Source organism: Streptomyces pactum (assembly GCF_002005225.1).
In the GTDB taxonomy this organism is placed as follows: domain Bacteria; phylum Actinomycetota; class Actinomycetes; order Streptomycetales; family Streptomycetaceae; genus Streptomyces; species Streptomyces pactum_A.
In genome coordinates, this window is record NZ_CP019724.1 from 6,906,973 (window position 1) to 6,924,427 (window position 17,455).

Here is a 17,455-nt window from a genome sequence, read left to right on the forward strand (position 1 = left end):
GATGGGCGAGGGGTTACGCATGACCGACACCGGCCAGATCCCGGGCGAGGGGCTGCCGGAGAACGCAGGCATGGTGGAGCAGCCGGGCGTCCCCGCACCCGGCGCGTACACCTACCTCTCCGAGACCACCGCCGAGGACGAGGACCTGCTGTTGCTGCCGGGAGCCCAGAGTGCCTGGGGCAACGAGGTCGCGCCGCCCGCGCCGGAGCCGGTCGTCGAGACCGTGCACCAGCCGGGGCCGCACGAGATGTCCGGCCGGGACAGCGGTTCGGTCGACCTCGGTGGCGTCCGCCTGCCGGAGCCGGAAGCGGCACCGGAACCCGCGGCCGCGCCGGTTCCGCCGCGCAGGCCCCTGCACCTCGGTCCGCCGATCCCCGACACCTCCGCGAGCCCGGTCCGCTCCCTCGCCGACCGTGGCCCGGCCGACGCGCCGTCCCGGCCCGCCGGCCCGCCGGCCGCCGGTCCCGAGTACCTCGACGGCCCGCAGGCCGCCACGATGCCGCCGCAGGGGGCGGCGCCGTGGGGCGCGCAGGCGGCTCCGCAGGCCCCATCGCTTTCGGAGGCTCCGGTGAACGCCGGGGCGGTGCATGCGGAAACGGTTATTCCGGCACCGGATCAGGTGCCCGAGCCGGTGGGCGCGGCCCAGGCGCTCGTGACCCGCGTGGCGACGGAGGCCGCCGTGGCGGCTACGGGCGGGGAAGCCGGGGAGTCCGGCGAATCCGGCGAATCCGGTGAGGCGGGGCTGCCGGCTGTCGAAACTCCCGAAACCCCCGCCGTAACCGAGCCTGTGACCGAGACCGAGACCGAGACCGAGACCGAGACCGAGACCGAGCCCGAGCCCGAGCCCGTGACCGGCGACGCCGCCGGGGCCGTCGGTGCCGACGCCCTGCCGGGCAACGAGGCGACGCCCGGCCCGGAGACGCCCCACGCCGGTGGCGAGGGCCAAGAGGTCGTAGTGGCGCCCGAGGCCGGGGCGGGGGATGCGCCCGCCCCCGAGGCCGAGGCGGAGCAGCTCGCCGAAACCGACCCGGGAACCCTGCCCGACCCCGAGGAGGCAGCCGTACCGGCCCCCGAAGCGGTCACTGCGGAGCCCGGGCCGGAGCCTGTCCAGGCAGTTCGGCCCGACCAGGCAGTTCAGCCCGGCCAACCGGTTCAGCCCGTCCAAGAGGTCCTCGAACAGCCGGTGTCGGTGAACCCGCAGGTCGCCGACGCCACCGAGGCACCCGCGCCCGCGCCCGGGCCCGTCCAGGGTGTCGAGCCGGCCGGAGCTCCCGAGCCCCCGCTCGCCGAGGCACCCGCGGCCCCGGACGTCCAGGCACCCGCGGCCCCGGACGTCCAGGCACCCGACGTGACCCCGGACGTCCAGGCACCCGGGGTGACCGCGGCCGCCCAGGCACCCGGGGTACCTGAAGTCGCCCAGGCACCCGACACGGCCGCGCCCTCCGAGCACGCCGCACCCGAGCCGTCCCCGGAGCCGCCGGTCCCGTCGGCCGGCACCGAGCAGCCCGCACCGGCACGGGAAACGGTCGAACAGCCGGTGCGGGTACCGGCGGCAGGGGAAACGGTCGAACAGCCCGTGCAGGTACCGGCACGCCCGCAGCCGGACGCGGGGCCCGAGCCCGGCGAGCAGCCCGCACAGTCGGTGGCGGCACACCCGCAGCCTGCTGAGCAGCCCGCCGCTCAGGACGCCGTACCGCAGCCCGATGCCCAGCCCGCCGCCGCACCGCGGCCGGACGTCCAGTCCGCCCCGGACGCCCCACAGCCCGCCCAGGGCCCCCAGTCCCTCGTGAATGCCGCCGTACCGCAGGAAGCGGACGCGCCGCACAACGTGCCCGAGCCCATGGGACCCGAAGCGACTCCGACGGGCACCGTCGAAGCAGAAGCAGAAGCAGAAGCAGAAGCAGAAGCAGAAGCAGAAGCAGAAGCAGCGGCAGAGCCCCGGTCCGACCAGCCCGTGGGCGAGCACCCCGGCCAGCCCATCGGCCAGTTCGTGCCGGTCGACGGCGGGCAGGTGCCCATCACCCCGCACCTCGCCCCGACACCGCCCGAGTCCGTACTCCTCCCCCCGGAGCCCCAGGCCGACGCGCAGGCGCCGGACCACGTCGCCGTGGTCCCCGCGCCACGCGAGGCCGACCCGGAAGTCGCCCAGAACGCCGACGACCTGGAGACCCGCGCCGCCGACCAGGAAGACCAGCACGACGTGAGCACGGCCCCCGCGGCGGAAGTACGGCAGTCCACCGGCCCGGCGGCGCCCGCCTACGACGACGTCGAACGCGAAGCCGTCCTCAAGGTCATGCGCGAACGCCGCGACATCCGCAACGGCTTCCGCAGCGACCCCATCCCGCACGAGGTGCTGCTCCGCGTCCTCGAGGCCGCCCACACCGCGCCCTCCGTAGGCCACTCGCAGCCCTGGGACTTCGTCGTCATCCGCTCCGCCGACACCCGCCGCGCCATGCACGAACTGGCGATGCGCCAGCGCGACGCGTACGCCAAGTCCCTCCCCAAGGGCCGGGCCAAGCAGTTCAAGGAACTGAAGATCGAGGCCATCCTCGACACCCCGGTCAACATCGTCGTCACCGCCGACCCCACGCGCGGCGGCCGGCACACCCTGGGCCGGCACACCCAGCCGCAGATGGCGCCGTACTCCTCCGCGCTCGCCGTCGAGAACCTCTGGCTCGCCGCCCGCGCCGAGGGCCTCGGCGTCGGCTGGGTCAGTTTCTTCGACGAGCGCGAGATGGTCCGTGCCCTCGGCCTGCCCGAGCACCTGGACGTCGTGGCGTACCTGTGCGTGGGCTACGTCGACGAGTTCCCGGACGAGCCCGAGCTGATGCAGGCGGGCTGGTCCAAGCGCCGCCCGCTGTCGTGGGTCGTGCACGAGGAGACGTACGGCCGACGCGCCCTGCCCGGAGAGGACCCCCACGACCTGCTTGCCGAGACCGTCGCACAGATCCGCCCGCTGGACGCCAAGGCGCTCGGCGAGGCCTGGGAGCGGCAGAAGCGCATGACCAAGCCGGCCGGGGCGCTCGGCATGCTGGAGATCATCTCCGCACAGCTCTCCGGCCTGTCCCGCCAGTGCCCGCCGCCGATCCCGGAGCCCGCGGCCGTCGCGGTCTTCGCCGGCGACCACGGGGTGCACGCCCAGGGCGTCACCCCCTGGCCGCAGGAGGTCACCGCCCAGATGGTGGCCAACTTCCTGGGCGGCGGAGCGGTCTGCAACGCCTTCGCCACCCAGGTCGGCGCCGAGGTGTGCGTCGTGGACGTCGGAGTCGCCACCGACCTGCCCGCCACGCCCGGCCTGCTGCCCCGCAAGGTCCGCGCGGGCACGTCCGACATGACCACGGGCCCCGCGATGACCCGCGAGGAGGCCAGGCAGGCCATCGAGGTCGGCATCGAGACCGCCCGCGACCTGGTGGCGGCCGGCAACAAGGCGCTGCTCACCGGCGAGATGGGCATCGCGAACACCACCGCGTCCGCCGCGCTCATCTCCGTCTTCACCGGCGCGGACCCGGCCGAGGTCACCGGCCGCGGCACCGGGATCAACGACGAGACCCTGGTCCGCAAGACCGAGGTCGTGCGCCGGGCGATCGAGGTGCACCAGCCCGACCCGGCCGACCCGATCGGCGTCCTCGCCGCGGTCGGCGGCTTCGAGCACGCGGCCATGGTCGGTCTGCTGCTCGGCGGCGCGTCCCTGCGTACGCCGGTGATCCTGGACGGCGTCAGCGCCGGCGCGGCCGCCCTGGTGGCCCGCGCCATCGCCCCCGAGGTCCTCGCGGCCTGCATCGCCGGCCACCGCAGCGCCGAGCCCGGCCACGTCGCCGCGCTCAACAGGCTGGGCCTGCGCCCGCTGGTCGACCTCGACCTCCGCCTCGGCGAGGGCACCGGCGCGCTGCTCGCCCTGCCGATGGTGCAGAGCACCGCGCGGGCGATGCACGAGGTGGCGACGTTCGACTCGGCGGGCGTCACCGAGAAGTAGCCCGGCGGCGGGGCAGGAGCGGCGCGGCGGAGATCGGAGACCGTCGCCGCCGCCCTGTCCTCGCCCCGCCATCGAGTCCCGCGCTCCGCCCCGCCGTACGCGTCCCGCACCCCGCCGTACGCTGGACCGACCTCGTGCCACCTCCGCACGTCTCCTAGAATCCGCACGTATCCCCACGTCAGGGCCGCTCCAGAGCCGCAGCGCCCACCGCACCGCCAGGACGAGGAGCCCTCCCTCATGGCCGAACACCCCGCCTACCCCGTAGGCCTCCGCCTCACCGGCCGCCGCGTGGTCGTCCTCGGCGGCGGCCAGGTCGCCCAGCGCCGCCTGCCCGCCCTGATCGCGGCGGGCGCGGACGTCCGCCTCGTCTCCCCCGAGGCGACCCCCTCGGTCGAGGCCATGGCGGACGCGGGCGAGATCGCCTGGGAGCGGCGGCCCTACGCGGAGGGCGACCTCGCCGACGCCTGGTACGCCCTGATCGCCACCAGCGACACCGACGCCAACGCCGCCGCCTCCGCCGAGGCCGAGCGGCACCGCGTGTGGTGCGTGCGCTCCGACGACGCCGACCAGGCCACGGCGTGGACCCCGGCGACCGGCCACAGCGAGGGCGTCACGGTCGCCGTGCTCACCACGGACGCGCGCGGCCGCGACCCCCGCCACACCGCCGCCATCCGCGACGCGGTCGTGGAGGGACTGCGCGACGGCACCCTCGTCGCCCCGCACCACCGCACCCGCACCGCCGGAGTCGCCCTGGTGGGCGGCGGACCCGGCGACCCGGACCTGATCACCGTCCGCGGCCGCCGCCTGCTCGCCGAGGCCGACGTCGTCATCGCCGACCGGCTGGGCCCGCGCGACCTGCTCGCCGAGCTGCCGCCGCACGTCGAGGTCATCGACGCGGCCAAGATCCCGTACGGCCGTTTCATGGCCCAGGAGGCCATCAACAACGCGCTGATCGAGCACGCCAAGCAGGGCAAGGCGGTCGTACGGCTGAAGGGCGGCGACCCGTTCGTCTTCGGCCGGGGCATGGAGGAGGCGCGGGCACTGGCCGAGGCGGGCATCCCGTGCACCGTCGTCCCCGGCATCTCCAGCTCCATCTCGGTCCCCGGCGCGGCCGGCATCCCGGTCACCCACCGGGGCGTCGCCCACGAGTTCACCGTGGTCAGCGGGCACGTCGCCCCCGACGACGAGCGCTCCCTGGTCGACTGGTCGTCTCTGGCGAAGCTCACCGGCACGCTCGTGATCCTCATGGGCGTCGACAAGATCGGCAAGATCGCCGAGACCCTCGTCGCACACGGCAGGTCGCCCGGGACCCCGGTCGCCCTCGTCCAGGAGGGCACGACGGCCGCGCAGCGCCGGGTGGACGCCACCCTCGCCACGGTCGCCGAGACGGTCGTCGCGCAGGAGGTCAGGCCGCCCGCCGTCATCGTCGTCGGCGAGGTCGTCGGCGTCGGCCCGCACGGGACGGCGTGACATGGCCGGCCCCATCACCATCGACGATCCCGACGACCCCCGCCTGCACGACTACACCGGCCTGACCGACGTCGAACTGCGCCGCAGGCGCGAGCCCGCCGAGGGCCTGTTCATCGCCGAGGGCGAGAAGGTCATCCGGCGCGCCGGCGAGGCGGGCTACGCGATGCGGTCGATGCTGCTCTCCGCCAAGTGGGTCGACACGATGCGCGACATCATCGACGAGGCACCGGCCCCGGTGTACGTCGTCGACCCGGCGCTCGCCGAACGGGTCACCGGCTACCACGTCCACCGCGGCGCGCTCGCCTCCATGCGGCGCAAGCCGCTGCCGACGGCGGCCGGCCTCCTGGTGTCCGCCCGCCGCGTCGTCGTCATGGAGTCGGTCAACGACCACACCAACATCGGCGCGATCTTCCGCTCCGCCGCCGCCCTCGGCATGGACGCGGTCCTGCTCTCCCCGGACTGCGCGGACCCCCTGTACCGGCGCAGCGTGAAAGTTTCCATGGGCGCCGTCTTCTCCGTCCCGTACGCCCGCCTCGACACCTGGCCGGCCGGCCTGGAGACGGTCCGCGAGGCGGGCTTCACGCTCCTCGCCCTCACCCCCGACGACCGGGCCAAGGCCCTCGACGAGGTCGCCCCGCACCGGATGCACCGGGTGGCCCTCATGCTGGGCGCCGAGGGGAACGGCCTGTCCCGGCGGGCCCTCGCGGCGTCCGACGACTGGGTCCGCATCCCGATGTCCCACGGCGTCGACTCCCTCAACGTGGGCGCGGCGGCAGCGGTCGCCTTCTACGCGGTGGCGACGGGCCGGCCTTCGGCGTAGGGCCCGTCCGCCGGGCCGGATTGCACGCGGGCGCGGGGCGCGGGCGCGGGGCTCGTCGGCGGGCCTTGTCCCGGTTGCGGCGGCGTGCTGGACGCGTCGGGGTTGTGCCCGTCCGGTCGCTGCCGTGACGGAAGGGTGTGTCGGCGGGCCTTCTCCCGGCGTGGGTGCGGTTGGACGGCCGAGGGTGTGCCCGTCCGGTCGTTGCCGTGACCGAGGGGTGTGCCGGCGGGCCGTTCCCTCGGCCGCGGAGGTGCCATCGAGCCGTTCCCTCAGCCCGGGGTGCGCCACCGCGCCGTACCCCGGCCGAGCGTGTGCCGACGAGCCGTTCCCCCATCAGAGGAGCCCGCCCGCGTGGCCGACGTGCCTGGCGTCCGGCCGGTGGGCGGCCGTCGGCCACGTCCGCGACGCGCCTACAGCCCGGGCGCCCGGCGTCCGGGAGCGTCGCTCCGCACGTCCACCTGTAGCACCCGCTCCTGCCCCTGCTGCGTCCGTACGCCGTCCCGGTCGTTGCCGCCGAGGCCCCGCGCCGGCCCCTGGCAGCCCTGCGCGGCGGCGATGCCCAGCGCGACCAGCAGCGTCACGACCACGAACACGAACAGACGCTGCCGCAACAGCCGGGGATTCGCGGGCCGTCGCCAACGGGTCCCCGTGGTCCTCGGCGCCGTACGGCCGGCTCCGCTGCGCGGCGCGGGCCTGCCGCCGCTGTTGCGGGAGGTGTTCCGGCCGGTGGTGTCGCGGGACGCGGGCGTGGGCCGGGACCCGGACCGCGCCCCACCGCCGCGCGAGGCGCTGTCGCCCCGGCCCGCGGATCCGTTGCGGGACGGCGTGCCACCGCGGGAGGGTGCGCCGCCGCGCGCGGACGCCGGGCCCCGGCCCCCCGACGTGCTCCGCGGCGCGGGGGTGCCCGGTGCGCCCGGCCGGCCCTGCGGACGCCGCTGAGTACGCTCCGGGTAGGTGTCGGCGAGCCGTCCCGTGGGCAGGTCCGCCTCCGCGCTGCGCGGCGCGGGCGGCCGTACGTCGGCCAGCCCCTGGGCCTCCCGCGCGGCGATCTCCTTCAGCCGCAGCGACAACTGCAGCGTGCTGGGGCGCTCCTCGGGGTCCTTGGCCAGGCATGCCCGCACCAGCGGCGCGAGGGCGTCGGGAACCCCGTGGAGCTGGGCCTCCTCGTGCACCACGCGGTACAGCATCACCTCGGAACTGCCGTGCCCGAAGGGCGAGTCGCCCATCGACGCGTACGCCAGAGTGGCCCCGAGCGAGAACACGTCCGTGGCCGGTGTGACCGCCGCCCCGCGCACCTGCTCCGGCGCGAGGAACCCGGGGGAGCCGACCGCGGTGCCGACGTGCGTGAGCGTCGAGGCCCCCGTGGCCCAGGCGATGCCGAAGTCGATGATGCGCGGCCCCTTCGGGGACAGCAGGATGTTGGACGGCTTCAGGTCCCGGTGCACCACCCCGGCCTCGTGCACCGCGACCAGTCCCTCGGAGAGGGCGGCGCCCACGGCGGCGACGTCAGCCGCGCCGAGCGGGCCCCCGTCGACGACCTTGTCGTGCAGGGAGGGGCCGGGCACGTACTGCGTGGCGAACCAGGGCCGGTCCGCGTCCAGGTCCGCGGCGACCAGCCGCGCGGTGCAGCCACCGCGGATCCGCCGTGCCGCCGAGACCTCACGGGCGAACCGCGACCGGAACTCCTGGTCCTCGGCCAGGTCCGGCCGGATGACTTTCAGCGCGACCCGCTGCCCCTTCTTGTCGGAGCCCAGGTAGACCACGCCCATCCCACCCGCGCCGAGCCGCCTGTGAAGCCTGAACGAGCCGACGACGCGCGGGTCCTCGCGCCTCAGGCGCATCATCGCCATGTTCATCCCCGCTGCCCGGTCCCTGTGACGAGCCACAGCTTACGTTTCCACAGCCGCCCGCGCGCAGAGGCCGCGCCCTCTCGCAACGACGGATTGTCAGTGCCGGGTGCGAGAGTTGAGGGGCGGTCAGGGAACGGAAGGGCGAGCTTGCCCCGACCCGCACGGTTCCCCAACCGCGCCCCATGGGGCGGCGATTGGACCGGGAGAGGAGAAGCTGGTGGCGGCGCCAAAGGACGCCGGGGAGGCGCCCCGTGCCTGCGGCGTGGTGGCCGACGAGGCCGTGCACAGGGCGGAGACGGGGGTGCGTACGGAACCGGCGGAAGTGAGCGAAGTCACCGGACGGCGCGGAGATACCGGGGCACGGCGGGCGCCCCCTCCGGGAAGACCCCGAGACCCAGGTCCCGGTCTCCACCCAGGGGAGTACACCGCTGGTCATGGCTCATCCTCCGGGAGGCCCGGCAATCGGTACGAGGGCATGACGTCCGGGGAGCGCCGGACGCCTAGATTTGAGGTCAAGCGGCGGGTGCAGCACTCGTCCCCCGAGGTCAGACGCCCGCCGCTGCCAAAGACAACGGAACCGGTCAGGAGAGGGACCATGGCCCAGACGGCACCGCGGACGCTGGTCCGCACACGGCAAAGCCGCCGTCAGGGACGTCGCCACCCCGTGGTGGCGACGCTCATGGCCCTGCCCCTGGCGGCCCTGCTCCTCCTCGTCTTCGACGGGTGGGAGACAGTGGCCACACAGGCGTCGTCCGTGGGTGTGATGCTGGGGCGCTGAGCGGCGACCCCAGGCCCGGAAGAGCGGTCCGGGCGGGGACATCCACCCATGAAACCCCGTGGGGACGGGGGTGCGGCGGACGGCAAAATGCCGGCGTAGCTGGGGAGCTGCGCCGGCATTGCTTTTCCCCGGACCGAGGACCTTCGGGCTCACGGCCTCCAGGGCTGACGGCCTCCCGGGCCCGCGGGGCGAGGGCGGGCGGACGACCCCTGCGTACCCTCACCCCGTGACAACGGACCACCTCCTGCCCGCCCTGACAGCCCGCGTCAGGGCAACGGCGCACGCCCGCACCCCGGCCTGCCCCTGCGGCGCGGCCACGGCCGCGGACGGCGCTGCCTCCACCGCCGCGGACCGTCCCGTCTCCACCGCCGCGGACGGCGCTGCCTCCACCGCCGCGGACGGCGCTGCCTCCACCGTCGCGGATCGTCCCGTCTCCACCTTCACGGACGGCGCCGCCTCCACCGTCGCGGACGGCGCTGCCTTCACCGTCGCGGACCGTCCCGTCTCCACCCTCACGGACGGCGCCGCCTCCACCGTCGCGGTCGGCGCTGCCTTCACCGTCGCGGACCGTCCCGTCTCCACCCTCACGGACGGCGCCGCATCCACCGCCGCGGACCGCACCGACGCCACCGCCGCGGATGGCCCCGACGCGACCCTTGCCGACCGCCCCGACTCCACCGTCGTCCGGCACGCGGGCACCGTCGCCAAGGCCCACGCGGCGGACGCCGACCCGGCCGAGCTGGCCCTCCGTGTCACCGTCGCCGCCCGGCTCCCCGGCATCCTCCTGCCCCCGCTCGGCCCGGCGCCCGTCACCGTGCACGGACGGCTCGTCACGTACTGGCCGTACGGCACCCCCGTGGACCCGGAGAACCCGGACGCGGCGCCCTGGGAGTCAGCGGCCACCCTCCTCGCCCGCCTCCACCGGACGCCCGCCCCCGCCGCCGTACCCCCCATGCGCGGCCCCGCGAAGGCCGCGCAGGCCGTCGCCCGCCTCCGGACCGCCGCCCCGCACCACCCCGCCACCGCCCCCGTGCTGCACGCCTGGGCCACCCTCCCCGCCTGGGCACGCGGCGAGGCGCCGATGCCGGACACGACCACCCTCTGCCACGGCGACCTCCACCTCGGCCAGCTCATACGCCACCCCGCGCCCGAAGGCCCCTGGCTGCTGATAGACGTCGACGACCTCGGCACCGGCGTCCCGGGCTGGGACCTGGCCCGCCCGGCTGCCTGGTACGCCTGCGGTCTGCTCCCGCCCGACGACTGGCACCGCTTCCTGACCGCCTACCGCGCGGCCGGCGGCCCGGCCGTCCCGTCGCACGGCGATCCCTGGCCCGCCCTCGACGCCCCGGCCCGCGCCCTCACCACGCAGACCGCCGCCCGGGCCGTCACCAAGGCGGTCGCGGCGGGCCGGCCCCTGGACGAGGTGGAACAGCCCCTGGTCGACGCCTGCGCCCGGATAGCCTCCGCCGGCCCCTCCGCCCCACGCGGCTGAGCCGAAGTTTCCCGCAGTAGGGTGCAACCGACCCGCGGCCGGACAGAGTCTGTCCTGGCGATACGCGAAGCAGGACCGACCGGCGAGGAGTTGAGCCGAGCATGCAGTGCCCCAAGTGTCACGCACCGATGCACACCTACAACCGCAACGGCGTTCAGATCGAGCAGTGCAGCGGCTGCCGCGGGATCTTTCTCGACTACGGCGAGCTCGAGTCGCTGACCCGTCTGGAGGCCCAGTGGTCCCAGTCCGCTCCGCCGCCGGCCCCGCCCGCCGCCCCGCAGGCCTACCCGGCCGCTCCGGCCCCCGCCTGGGGCGCCCCGCACGGCCACCACGGCCACCACGGCCACCACCGTCAGAAGGGCTTCGGCCGCATGCTCTTCTCGAGCTGATCCAGCGGTTCCAGTAGCTCCTGCAGAGCGCAGACACGACGGAGCCCCCGACCGTACGAGACGGCCGGGGGCTCCGGTGATGTGGACGATACTGGGATTGAACCAGTGACCTCTTCCGTGTCAGGGAAGCGCTCTCCCGCTGAGCTAATCGTCCTGGGAGTGCTGCGAACACTGCGTGCGCGATACTGGGATTGAACCAGTGACCTCTTCCGTGTCAGGGAAGCGCTCTCCCGCTGAGCTAATCGCGCGGGGATCCTCGCGGATCAGTGGACGATACTGGGATTGAACCAGTGACCTCTTCCGTGTCAGGGAAGCGCTCTCCCGCTGAGCTAATCGTCCTTGGAGGTGGAGACGGGATTTGAACCCGTGTAGACGGCTTTGCAGGCCGTTGCCTCGCCTCTCGGCCACTCCACCAGGAGTGCGGGGACCCGGGAGGCCCCCTCTTCCTGCGAGCGGACGACGAGGTTCGAACTCGCGACCTCAACCTTGGCAAGGTTGCGCTCTACCAACTGAGCTACGTCCGCCTGTCGGTTCGGTCCGCTTCCGCGTCCCGGCGACGTCATGAACTCTAGCGGATTCCGGGGCCAGTACAAAAACGCGTTTGTGCAGCGTGCTGCGGTGCGTCCGCTCGTGGACCTGGTCAGGGCACCGGAAGGACAGGTCCGGGTCGCCTCCGGGACACCGGCCTAGACTCGACAGCGTGCCCGACCACCCTCCCCTCGCCCGCTTCGGCGACCGCCTCGCCACCGGTCTCCTCGACGTCACGAACGACCCCTCCGCTCTGGAATCAGAGGGCTTCTGGGCCGTCTGCGCGGACTTCGAGGGGCGCCTGACCTGCGCACGCTTCGCCGAGACCCGGACGCGGCCGGTGCCGGCGCCCGCCCCGGGCCGGTGGCGGGGGCCCGCCGTCGGTGACTGGACGTCCTCGCTCGACCGCGCCGCGTACACGGCGGCCGTACGCCGCATCCGCGAGCACATAGCCGCCGGGGAGGTCTACCAGGCCAACCTGTGCCGGGTGCTCTCGGCGCCCGTCGCGCCAGGGGCCGACGTGGACGCCCTCACCGCGCTGCTGGCCCGCGGCAACCCGGCGCCGTACGCCGGAACGATTCGGCTGCCCGGGCACGGCGTCGAGATCGCCACCGCGTCGCCCGAGCTCTTTCTGCGCCGGGACGGCAGGATCGTCGAGTCCGGGCCGATCAAGGGCACCGGGCGGACCGAGGCCGACCTGCTGGAGAAGGACTACGCCGAGAACGTGATGATCGTGGACCTGGTCCGCAACGACATCGGCCGGGTCTGCGCCACGGGGACCGTCACGGTGCCCGACCTGTGCGCGGTCGAGAAACATCCGGGTCTCGTGCACCTCGTGTCGTCGGTACGGGGCGAGCTGCGCGCGGGCGCCGGCTGGCCGGAGCTGCTCGACGCGGCCTTTCCGCCCGGGTCCGTCACCGGAGCGCCCAAGTCGAGCGCCCTGCGGATCATCGACGCGCTGGAGACCGCGCCCCGGGGCCCGTACTGCGGGGGCATCGGCTGGGTCGACGCCGACCGGGGCACCGGCGAGCTGGCCGTCGGCATCCGCACCTTCTGGGCCGACCGTGCCGCGGGACTGCTGCGCTTCGGCACCGGCGCCGGCATCACCTGGGGCTCCGATCCCGAGGGGGAGTGGCGGGAGACCGAACTGAAGGCGTCCCGGCTGCTCGCGGTAGCGTCGGGCGCGTACGAGGCGAACGGAAGCGGAGAGGCGCTACTGACGTGAAGATCTGGCTCGACGGCGGGCTGCAGGACATCGAGTCCGCCCGCGTCTCCGTCCTCGACCACGGGCTGACCGTGGGCGACGGCATCTTCGAGACGGTGAAGGCGGTGGACGGCAGGCCGTTCGCGCTGACCCGGCACCTCGACCGGCTGACCCGCTCGGCCCGCGGCCTGGGGCTGCCCGATCCCGACCTCGACGAGGTGCGCCGCGCCTGCGCCGCCGTCCTCGAGGTCAACCCCATGCCGCTGGGCCGGCTGCGCGTCACCTACACCGGCGGCCACGGCCCGCTCGGCTCCGACCGCGGCGAGCACGGCCCGACCCTCGTCGTCGCCCTGGGCGAGACCGGCCGCCGCCCCGACTCCACGGCCGTGATCACAGTGCCCTGGACCCGCAACGAGCGCGGCGCGCTCACCGGCCTGAAGACCACCTCCTACGCCGAGAACGTCGTCGCCCTCGCCCGCGCCCGCGAACGGGGCGCGTCGGAGGCGCTGTTCGGCAACACGGTGGGGCAGTTGTGCGAGGGCACCGGGTCGAACGTCTTCGTCGTCCTCGACGGCGAGATCCACACCCCGCCGGTCGCCTCCGGCTGCCTCGCCGGGATCACCCGGGCCCTGGCCGTCGAGTGGACCGGCGCCCGCGAGACCGACCTCCCGCTGGACGTCCTGGACCGCGCCGACGAGGTCTTCCTGACCTCCACGCTGCGGGACGTGCAGGCCGTGCACCGCGTCGACGACCGCGAGCTGCCGGGCACTCCGGGGCCGGTGACCGCGAAGGCCATGCGGATCTTCGAGGAGCGGTCCGGGGACGACCTGGATCCGTGACCGGGGGCACGACCGGGGGCAACGGACCACCGTGGACGCACGGCTGCCGGATATTCGGCTGCCCTTCGCCTCCGCGGCGGGTAGAACACCCGTGATGACCACGACCCTGCGGCCGACCGAGCCGCTTCAGCGCGCCGCCGACGGGACGCGTTCACGCCGCTACCAGGTGTGCGTGAACAGCCGTCCCGTCGGCGCGATACACCTCGGCACCTCGCGAGCCTTCGGCGACTCGGTGGCCGTGATCCACGAGTTGCGCGTCGACGAACCCGACCGCCGGCGCGGCCGGGGCACGGTGGCCGCCCTCGCGGCCGAGGAGGTCGCTCGGGGCTGGGGCTGCCGGCAGATCGAGGCGAGCGTCGCCCCCGACGCCGAGGCGGGCCTGCGGCTCACCCAGGCGCTCGGCTACGTCCTGCGCACCCGCGGCATGACCAAGCCGCTCGGCGCCACCCCGCCCGCCCTGCCCGCGGGCAGCCGCGCGCGGTCCATGACGCGACACGAGTTCGACCTGTGGCAGGAGTACGAGTCGGAGCAGTACGCCCGTACCTGGATCGAGCGGGGAGTGCCCGAGGCCGAGGCGTACGCGAAGGCGCGCAGCGATCACGAGGTGCTCCTGCCGCAAGGGCTGGACACCGAGAACATGCTGTTCAGCGTGGTGGAGCAGGAGGGGACGCGGGTCGGCGTCCTGTGGCTGGCGCTGCGCGAGGACCGGGCCTTCGTCTTCGACGTCGAGGTCGACGCCGCCCACCGGGGCCGTGGGCACGGCCGCACGCTGATGCTGCTGGCCGAGGCGCAGGCGATCGCCGCCGGCCGGCCGCTGATCGGGCTCAACGTCTTCGCGGGCAACACCGCGGCCGAGCGGCTCTACGAGTCGCTCGGCTACGCGACCACGCGGTACAGCTTCTACAAACCGCTGCTCTGACCTTCTGCGCGAACCGCTGCTCTGACCCCCTGCGAACCGCTGCTCCGGCAGCGGGCGGGACGGCAGCAGGGCCGGCCGGGGGTCCTCCCGGATCAGTCCCGCTGCTCGGCGAGCAGCCGGTCCGCGATCTCCTCGACGCGCTCGCGCAGCCCCTCCTGGCTCTTGCCGCCGTCGAGGCGCTCGCCGCCGATCACATAGGTGGGGGTGCCGGTCACGCCGATGGCCTTGCCCTCGGCCTGATCGGCATCGACGATCAGGATGTGCCGGCCGTCGATCAGCGCGGTGTCGAACTCCTCCGCGTCCAGTCCCAGTTCCCGGGCCACCGACACCAGGAGGGGTTCTCCCGCACGGTCCAGCTCCGCGACCCGGTCCAGCACGGCCTCGGCGTACTGCCACCCCTGTCCCTGTGCCACCGCCTCCTCGGCGGCCTGGGCGGCGGCGAAGGAGTGCTTGTGCTTCTCCAGGGGGAAGTGCCGCAGCCGCAGCTCCAGACGGTCGCCGTAGCGGGCGCGCAGGGCGCGGATGTCGTCCAGGGCGGTGTGGCAGTCCGGGCACTGGAGCTCGCACCAGACGTCGAGGACGGGCGCGGCGGGACGGACGGGGGAGGAGTCGCTCATGGGGGCCATTCTCCCAGCCCGCGGGACGGCACCCGGACCACCGCCGTGAGACGGTCACCGGCACCTGTCGTGAGACGGTCACCCGCACCCGGTCGCAGGACGGTCACCGGCACCTGGGGAGGAGCCGACCCGGAGATCACCCTGATCTCGGGCCGGAGCATGGCCTCAAGGCGTCCGGACGGTGCAGGATGGAAGGGACAGAAGTACTCATGCCCGACCGAGCCCAGCCTGGAGGACCGGATGATTGCCGAGACCGTCTGCTCCGCGGTGTCCGCGGCGGGCCTGGGCATCGCGGCGGTCACCGCGTACCGCAGGCGCTTCCTCACCGCGACCCGCATCGCCGCCTACTCCCTCGTCCCGGTCGGCCTGGTGATGACGGGGGTCGTCGAGTGGCTGGCCGACACGGCCTTCAGCCCCGTGGCCTGGGCCGGCTTCGCCGTGCTGGGCGTGTCCTGGGTGCTGTTCATGACCACGCGCACCGTGGAACGCCGCCGCGGCGGCACCCGCAAGGAGCGCAAGGAGGCCCGCGCCGCCGCACAGCGCGACGCGGTCGCCCCGGCGGCCTCGGACCCCTCACTGGGCTCCGGTACCCCTCCGGCCGCCCGGCCCGCCTCCCGGCCCGCGACGACCTCCCGTGGTGAGGACGACTTCAGCGACATCGAGGCGATCCTCAAGAAGCACGGGATCTGACCTGACGCCGACGGACCGCCTGCTGTCCTCGGAGGGTCCCGCACTGAAACGACACAGCGGTCCGAGGGCGTCAGCGCGCGCTCCGGAGTGATCACGATCCGACCGGACATTGCGACATTCAACGAACTCCCGGTCCTTACGAGCGTGTTGATCGCGTAGGCCCCGCGTACTGCGTCATCATCGCGGCGAGATGCCGGACACCACTCGGCTGGATACCCAGCCGGACACGAGACAGAGCGAAACCGCGCGGGCGCAGTGCGAACCGCGTGGCTGCCTCTTCGCCCTTTCCCAGCCACCGCTCATGATCTTCCTTGCGGTGATCGGGTGTCTGCTGCTCATGGCTTCGTTGCACGATCTGCTGTTGCTGTGAGCCGTACCCGCGTTCCCCGGCGCCACCCGCCGGGGGCCGCGTCACCCCAGGACACAGGTGGCGCGCCCGCGGGAGAGGACGGCGTCAGCGAGCCGCCTCTTTGCGTCGTGCCCGGTACGCGGCCACGTGCAAGCGGTTTCCGCACGTGCGGCTGTCGCAGTACCGCCGCGACCGGTTCCGGGAGAGGTCGACGAAGGCGCGGCGGCAGTCGGGTGCCTCGCACCGGCGTAGCCGCTCCTGCTCCCCGGCGACCACGAAGAACGCGAGGGCCATTCCGCAGTCGGCGGCCAGGTGGTCGGCGACGGAGGCACCGGGCGCGAAGTAGTGGATGTGCCAGTCGTAGCCGTCGTGGTCGGTGAGCCGGGGCGTGGTCCCGGCAGCGGCGACCAGGTCGTTGATCAGTCCCGCCGCGGCCCGCGCCTCGGGGGCCGCGAAGACCGCCGCGAACCGGCCACGGATCTTGCGCACCGCCGAGAGATCGAGCTCGGAGAGCACACCGACGTCGCTGATTTCGTGCGTTCCCACGAATTCCTGGAGGCCCGCGACATCCGGCAGCCCGTCCGGCGCCGATTCGTCCTCCGGCATGGTGTTCACCAGATCCACCACGGTGTCGAGGGCGCACCGGGTGTCGTGGGTGATCAGCACATTTCGCTCCCTGGCCTGGGGTCGGGCGGGCGCCCGCCGATGCTGGCCGATGGTAGTGGCTTCCGCGCCGGGCCAACCGGCTCCGAGCGCGGTCCCGGCCGTCGGTTGCCGGTAACAACGGAGACCGGCCGGCCTTGGTTCCCTGGCGGGAGGCGGCGGGAGGCGGCGGGAGGCGCCAGGGACGTCGGCCGTGAGGGGCTCCGCCGCCGCACACGCACCGGCGCCGCCGGCGCGGAGATCCGCGGCGGCGACGCCGGTGTGTGCCGTATGCGGTTGTCCGGGCCCGTGCCGTCACCCCGAGTCGACGGCGACGGGCGGCTTCACGGGGCTTCGCCCTAGCTCTCCGCCAGGATGTGCGAGAGCTCCTGATCGAGATCGAAGTGCCGGTGTTCCGTGCCGGGCGGCACGGCGGCGTCTGTGCGCTTCAGGAAGGACTCCAGGGCCCGTGCCGGGGCCTCGAGCAGCGCTTCGCCCTCCGGAGAGCTCAGGGCGATGCACACGACGCCCTGGCCGTGACTGCGGGACGGCCAGACGCGGACGTCGCCGGTGCCGGTGGGGCGGTGGAGACCTTCGGCGAGGAGGTCGCGGGCGAACACCCACTCGACGGTCTCCTCGGCTCCGGTGTGGAAGGTGGCGTGCACGGCGTAGGGGTCGGCCGTGTCGTACCGCAGGCCTGCGGGGACAGGCAGGGAGGACTCGCTCGACACAACGAGGCGCAGGTGCAGCTCGCAGCTGACCGTGGTGTTCATAAGCGCCAGGGCCTTTCGCTCAGTGTGCGCTCGGGGATTCGCACGTCGGCGAAATCGACATGCCACCTACGGTGCCGTTGTAAACCCCTCTGAGTGTTTTGCGTGTGTTTACGTAACTCTTC

The 17,455-nt window shown here is 74.1% G+C and carries 14 protein-coding genes, 5 tRNA genes and 1 pseudogene; 11 read left to right on the forward strand and 9 right to left on the reverse strand.

All coding sequences use genetic code 11. The annotated features are described in order from the left end of the window. Positions 1 to 19: 19 nt before the first annotated feature. From cobT to B1H29_RS29785, 3 genes are all read left to right on the forward strand, one after another. Positions 20 to 3,973, forward strand: a complete 3,954-nt coding sequence (gene cobT, locus B1H29_RS29775; protein ID WP_055415985.1) for a nicotinate-nucleotide--dimethylbenzimidazole phosphoribosyltransferase — start codon at positions 20 to 22, stop codon at positions 3,971 to 3,973. Between the two features lie 237 nt (positions 3,974 to 4,210). Further along, a complete protein-coding gene (gene cobA / locus B1H29_RS29780; RefSeq protein ID WP_055415984.1) occupies positions 4,211 to 5,443 on the forward strand; it encodes a uroporphyrinogen-III C-methyltransferase in 1,233 nt (410 codons plus the stop codon). Between the two features lies 1 nt (position 5,444). Beyond that, entirely contained in the window at positions 5,445 to 6,263 is an 819-nt protein-coding gene (locus tag B1H29_RS29785) for a TrmH family RNA methyltransferase (RefSeq protein WP_055415983.1), read from the forward strand. Between the two features lie 410 nt (positions 6,264 to 6,673). Here the strand turns inward: B1H29_RS29785 and B1H29_RS29790 are convergent, their stop codons facing one another. Beyond that, positions 6,674 to 8,119 carry a serine/threonine protein kinase gene (locus B1H29_RS29790; protein WP_055415982.1) on the reverse strand — a complete coding sequence of 482 codons (1,446 nt, stop codon included), beginning with the start codon at positions 8,117 to 8,119 and terminating at the stop codon, positions 6,674 to 6,676. A 589-nt stretch (positions 8,120 to 8,708) separates the two neighbouring features. Between B1H29_RS29790 and B1H29_RS29795 the strand changes: the two genes are divergently transcribed. The 3 genes and pseudogenes from B1H29_RS29795 to B1H29_RS29805 all read left to right on the forward strand — a co-directional run bounded on the left by B1H29_RS29795 (position 8,709) and on the right by B1H29_RS29805 (position 10,772). Beyond that, complete coding sequence (locus B1H29_RS29795; protein ID WP_055415981.1) at positions 8,709 to 8,891, forward strand: hypothetical protein; 183 nt, start codon at positions 8,709 to 8,711, stop codon at positions 8,889 to 8,891. Positions 8,892 to 9,495: 604 nt separating this feature from the next. Next, a pseudogene (locus B1H29_RS29800) lies at positions 9,496 to 10,383 on the forward strand (phosphotransferase family protein); the annotation flags it as partial. A gap of 101 nt (positions 10,384 to 10,484) precedes the next feature. After that, the gene (locus B1H29_RS29805) at positions 10,485 to 10,772 is read left to right on the forward strand and encodes a zf-TFIIB domain-containing protein (RefSeq protein WP_079160537.1); all 288 of its coding nucleotides are present in this window, start codon (positions 10,485 to 10,487) and stop codon (positions 10,770 to 10,772) included. Positions 10,773 to 10,854: 82 nt separating this feature from the next. Here the strand turns inward: B1H29_RS29805 and B1H29_RS29810 are convergent. The 5 genes from B1H29_RS29810 to B1H29_RS29830 form a co-directional block, all read right to left on the reverse strand. Beyond that, positions 10,855 to 10,926, reverse strand: a tRNA-Val gene (locus tag B1H29_RS29810). Between the two features lie 22 nt (positions 10,927 to 10,948). Continuing rightward, positions 10,949 to 11,020: transfer RNA gene (locus B1H29_RS29815), tRNA-Val, on the reverse strand. 19 nt (positions 11,021 to 11,039) lie between these two features. After that, positions 11,040 to 11,111, reverse strand: a tRNA-Val gene (locus B1H29_RS29820). Between the two features lies 1 nt (position 11,112). Next, positions 11,113 to 11,186 (reverse strand) — tRNA-Cys (locus B1H29_RS29825). Positions 11,187 to 11,223: 37 nt separating this feature from the next. Further along, a tRNA-Gly gene (locus B1H29_RS29830) sits at positions 11,224 to 11,296 on the reverse strand. Positions 11,297 to 11,472: 176 nt separating this feature from the next. On the opposite strand from B1H29_RS29830, the gene B1H29_RS29835 reads away from it, so the two are divergent. From B1H29_RS29835 to B1H29_RS29845, 3 genes are all read left to right on the forward strand, one after another. Beyond that, positions 11,473 to 12,525, forward strand: a complete 1,053-nt coding sequence (locus B1H29_RS29835; protein WP_055415979.1) for a chorismate-binding protein — start codon at positions 11,473 to 11,475, stop codon at positions 12,523 to 12,525. Continuing rightward, positions 12,522 to 13,343 carry an aminotransferase class IV gene (locus B1H29_RS29840; RefSeq protein ID WP_055415978.1) on the forward strand — a complete coding sequence of 274 codons (822 nt, stop codon included), beginning with the start codon at positions 12,522 to 12,524 and terminating at the stop codon, positions 13,341 to 13,343. The genes B1H29_RS29835 and B1H29_RS29840 overlap by 4 nt, the downstream gene beginning before the upstream one ends. A 94-nt stretch (positions 13,344 to 13,437) precedes the next feature. After that, positions 13,438 to 14,262 carry a GNAT family N-acetyltransferase gene (locus tag B1H29_RS29845; RefSeq protein ID WP_055415977.1) on the forward strand — a complete coding sequence of 275 codons (825 nt, stop codon included), beginning with the start codon at positions 13,438 to 13,440 and terminating at the stop codon, positions 14,260 to 14,262. Between the two features lie 92 nt (positions 14,263 to 14,354). Here the strand turns inward: B1H29_RS29845 and B1H29_RS29850 are convergent, their stop codons facing one another. After that, positions 14,355 to 14,879 (reverse strand): DsbA family protein, encoded by a 525-nt coding sequence (locus B1H29_RS29850; RefSeq protein WP_055415976.1) that lies wholly within the window; start codon positions 14,877 to 14,879, stop codon positions 14,355 to 14,357. A 240-nt stretch (positions 14,880 to 15,119) separates the two neighbouring features. Between B1H29_RS29850 and B1H29_RS29855 the strand changes: the two genes are divergently transcribed. Then, on the forward strand, positions 15,120 to 15,569 hold the full coding sequence (locus B1H29_RS29855; protein ID WP_055415975.1) for a hypothetical protein: 450 nt from the start codon (positions 15,120 to 15,122) through the stop codon (positions 15,567 to 15,569). A gap of 190 nt (positions 15,570 to 15,759) precedes the next feature. After that, complete coding sequence (locus B1H29_RS29860; RefSeq protein WP_055415974.1) at positions 15,760 to 15,939, forward strand: hypothetical protein; 180 nt, start codon at positions 15,760 to 15,762, stop codon at positions 15,937 to 15,939. An 84-nt stretch (positions 15,940 to 16,023) separates the two neighbouring features. Here B1H29_RS29860 and B1H29_RS29865 read toward each other — a convergent pair whose 3' ends face one another. Both B1H29_RS29865 and B1H29_RS29870 read right to left on the reverse strand, forming a co-directional pair. After that, a complete protein-coding gene (locus tag B1H29_RS29865; protein ID WP_055415973.1) occupies positions 16,024 to 16,584 on the reverse strand; it encodes a CGNR zinc finger domain-containing protein in 561 nt (186 codons plus the stop codon). A gap of 335 nt (positions 16,585 to 16,919) precedes the next feature. Continuing rightward, positions 16,920 to 17,333, reverse strand: coding sequence for an SsgA family sporulation/cell division regulator (locus B1H29_RS29870; RefSeq protein WP_004002642.1), 414 nt, complete (start codon positions 17,331 to 17,333; stop codon positions 16,920 to 16,922). Positions 17,334 to 17,455 lie beyond the last annotated feature (122 nt).